This window comes from Pseudomonas fluorescens (genome assembly GCF_902497855.1).
GTDB classification, from domain to species: Bacteria; Pseudomonadota; Gammaproteobacteria; order Pseudomonadales; family Pseudomonadaceae; genus Aquipseudomonas; species Aquipseudomonas fluorescens_BI.
The window spans coordinates 1-3,079 of the sequence record NZ_CABVHU010000044.1 but is presented as its reverse complement, the minus strand read 5'-3'; the positions used below and the strand labels follow the sequence as shown (position 1 = coordinate 3,079).

Annotated in this window: 3 protein-coding genes and 1 pseudogene; all 4 read right to left on the bottom strand. The window is 54.5% G+C overall.

The window, feature by feature from the left end:
* A partial coding sequence (locus F8N96_RS34740; RefSeq protein ID WP_412071840.1) for a hypothetical protein occupies positions 1–287 on the bottom strand: 287 nt, incomplete at its 3' end.
* A 3-nt stretch (positions 288–290) separates the two neighbouring features.
* Positions 291–647: pseudogene (locus tag F8N96_RS34735) on the bottom strand (DcrB-related protein); the annotation flags it as partial.
* Positions 648–651: 4 nt separating this feature from the next.
* Positions 652–1,062: an NTF2 fold immunity protein gene (locus F8N96_RS34730; RefSeq protein ID WP_150801631.1), complete on the bottom strand. Its 411-nt coding sequence runs from the start codon at positions 1,060–1,062 to the stop codon at positions 652–654.
* 8 nt (positions 1,063–1,070) lie between these two features.
* Positions 1,071–3,079: RHS repeat-associated core domain-containing protein (locus F8N96_RS34725; RefSeq protein ID WP_191635409.1), on the bottom strand; the 2,009-nt coding region annotated here is incomplete at its 5' end.

Here is a 3,079-nt window from a genome sequence, read left to right as displayed (position 1 = left end):
GCATGGGCAGCATTACGGTTGTTGATGAACACATCCGCAGAGCACCCTTCCAGCTTTATTCCTCCGGTTGGAGAACTTCGTGCCGCTCCCATGCTCTCCCCAATCGCCGGAATGAAGCTGGCACCCACGCCTGCTGCAATACTCAGCAGGATTCCACCCAAACCAGCCGTACAAATCGTGAATGCGGCAGCAGTTGCTATCGCAAGCCCAATCACTGCACCAACGAGGAACCCGCCAAGAGCACTGGTGTGCTCAATTTCATCACCCCAACGAGCTGCTTCGAACATGAGTTACTCCTGTTCGATGTCAGTGGGCGCGGTGTCCTGGCGTGGTTGGAAGCTGGTCAGCAGATGTAGCCAGTTCTCATTCTGAGTGACGCTGAAATCAGCCTGGCTCGTCGTTGAAAACACGAGAATGCGATGCTGCTCGATCTGGAAAGCCGCCTGACGTTGATACACCGGACGACCGTCGTTCATGTAGTACGCATCCACCTGGATGCCAGCGCGCGGGTGCTCCTCGCTGGATAACGTGGCAGCCTTCTTGCTGAGCAAGGTGTAGCCGCGCAATTTGGCGGCAATGAGTTTCACCTGACGCTCGATGTACGTTTTCAGCTCCTCGGCCGGCAGCATGTTGTCACGCGAGATCGTATTTTCACAAGCTAGATGCCACCCACTTGCCAGAGCCGTCTAACCGTTCTTTCTTCTTTATGACCCAGTCAGGATTTCGGAAAACCATGAAAAATCTGAATTGGCTTTTGAAACCAGCGTTCTGCTTCACGATGAATATCGACTCACTGTTATTTTCAGGCTCCACAACATCTCTAGAAGAATCATATGTCACCGGAATCGTACTACCCAGATCAACTAGTCGCTCCCGATTAATACCCTCATCCAGAGAGTGCAGATTTAGTATCTCCATTAATTTAACCGCATAATCCTGTTTAACTGTGGAAATATCTATATCACTTTCATCTGCTTCATCTTGAGCAGAACAAAAATCAGCCTCCCAATCCTTCATAGAATTCATAAAAATCACTAAATCGTCAATCGCCTTTTCGCTCATGATACCTCCTAGTTGAAGAAACGCCCCTGTATTACACGTTCTCCATTCTGGAGAACGTTGTAAATTATTCTATCGGGTCGAGATGCGCCTTCCGCATACTTGAAAACAATGTCTACATCTACGCTGCCATTAGCCTTGATGTATTGACTCAAGCCTTTTTCAAACTCACGAAATTGCCCTCTATTTATTTTTGAAAGTTGAGGAAATACACCATTTTTCCCCCCTGACCCACCTAGCAACTTTCCAATTATATGGCCTGCATCATCATCCGATTTACCTAGCAGCCTAGCCCATGCTCTAGATGAATTATTGGTAGTGGTACCAGTTCCTAAGTCTTTCGCTGTGATAGTTGCGGTTGCTCGCAGAGGTTGACCAGCTGCACCTCTCGTTACAATAGTAGTTACACACCATCCGAGGGGATCAATCCAACCATTAGTATTAGGCGCGTATTCATAAAGATTACCCCCTCCCAATAGCCCAATCGGATCCTGCGTAACAAACCGCCCCACCCCCGGATCGTAATACCGAAACGTATTGTAGTGCAGCCCCGTCTCGTCGTCGAAGTACTGCCCCTGAAACCTCAGATTCTGCTCAACCTCGTTCACCGCCAGCGCTTCGATGGAACCCCACGCCTTGTACGTCGCCTGCCAGACAATCCGCCCCTCACGGTCCGTCATCTCCAGCGGCGTACCAATCTGGTCGGTATGGAAGTAATAGAGCTGTTGTTCCCCACCCTCAACCTGATCCACCCGCGCCAACGGCGCATAACTGCCCGGCTCGTAGAGGTACAGACTGCTCTGCCCCGGGGTTTCCTCGCGCAAAAGGCGCAGGCCTTGCCACAAAAAGTGCTTCTGCTCGGTGACGCCGTTGACCGCTGACACCTTGGCCACCCGCCGTCCCAGGCTGTCATAACGATAGGCACCGCTGCTTTCCAGCTTGCCATTCACCAAGGTCTCGGCCTTGACCAGCCGATTTTCGCCGTCATAGCTGAACGTCTGCAGCCGGCTCAACCCGCTGCGTTTTTCAACCAGGTTACCCCACGCATCGTAGGTATATTCCTGATCTCGCCACTGCTTGATCCGGTTGTCCTTCACGTGATCAAACTGACTGGTGTTGAAGTTCAGCCGGTTCGCCGCCGCGTCATAGCGAAACTCTTCGCTGTCCACCAACTTGCCGGTGTCGCGGCTGTGCAGTTGACCATTGGCTTCATACGCGTACTTGATCTCGCCGCGCAGTTTGTCGAGGGTGCGGGTCAGTTCGCCGGCCGGGTCGTACTGGTGGCGGCGATGGATCGGATTGTAGACGTGCTCGACCAGCAGGCCGGGCTGAATGCCGGGGTTGTGGAGCTGCGAGAGCTTTTCCGCCGGCAGGGTCGAAGCGAACTGCCAGGCCTTGCGGCCCATGGCGTCGTAGCCGTAGCAGCTGGTGAGGTGCCCCTGGGTGCGCAGGACTTCGCGGTGCAGGTCGTCGCGTTCCATGTCGCTAATGAGCTGGCCGTCGAGGTTGAGCTGGTGCAGGTGGCCGCTGCCGTAGTACAGGTGATTCAGATGCTGGCCGGTAGGCAGGGTCAGCGTGGTCAGGTTGCTCAGTGGATCGTAGTCGTAGGACAGAGTGCCTTGCGGCGTGCTCTCCTTGATCAGGCGCCCGAGCAGGTCGTAAGCAAAATCGAGTGCCTCTGCGCTGACGCCGAGTTTTTTGCCGTCAGCGGTGGGCAGGCGCTCGATGGTGAGCAAGCGGTCTGCGTCGTCGTAGGTGTAGTCCTGGCGGGCGTCGGCGGTGAGTTTGGCCAGCAGGCGGCCAATCGCATCGCGCTCAAATTCGGTATGACGCTGTGGCCGTTCGCCGCGCTCGCCGTAGCCGATTTCATCCACCCGTGTCAGGTGTCCACCCAGGTTGTAGCTGAACTGGCGGGTCAGGTTGTCGATGCGTTTTTCTTCGACCAGGCGGTCGGACGCATCATAGGCGAACTGGTAAGCCGCATTGTTTTCGTTGACCAGCGCGGTCAGGCGAATGGCCT

Bases quoted from the DNA above. Each gene is read 5' to 3' on its own strand.
- F8N96_RS34730 (WP_150801631.1), bottom strand. From the start codon at position 1,062: ATGAGCGAAAAGGCGATTGACGATTTAGTGATTTTTATGAATTCTATG.